Source organism: Bartonella vinsonii subsp. vinsonii, assembly GCF_902825235.1.
Lineage (GTDB): Bacteria > Pseudomonadota > Alphaproteobacteria > Rhizobiales > Rhizobiaceae > Bartonella > Bartonella vinsonii.
On record NZ_CADEAJ010000086.1, the window covers coordinates 1 to 336 of the forward strand.

Consider the following 336-nt stretch of genomic DNA (forward strand, 5'->3'; position numbering starts at 1 on the left):
AACATATTGACGGAAAACAAAGTGCAAAAAAACGTAATCAAGCTCTTGACTGGCTTAAAGAAGATGCGGGGGAAAATACCTGCCGTGTCTTAACCAATGTTCGTTGTCTCTCTGAAGGTGTGGATGTCCCTGCTCTTGATGCGGTCATGTTTCTCCATCCCCGCAAAAGTCATGTTGATGTCATACAGGCGGTGGGACGTATCATGCGTCGTGCCAAAGGAAAAAAGAGAGGTTATATCATTCTACCCGTTGGAGTTCCTGCGGGGATTTCTGCTGAGCAAGCTTTAAGACACAACAAGAGATACAAGGTTGTTTGGCAAGTGATCAATGCTTTGC

At 45.2% G+C, this 336-nt stretch carries 1 protein-coding gene; it reads left to right on the forward strand.

Features of this window, described 5'->3' with window-relative positions; translation table 11 throughout:
* The coding region (locus tag J7R12_RS08760) for a helicase-related protein (RefSeq protein ID WP_208439087.1) at positions 1–336 on the forward strand (336 nt) is incomplete at both ends.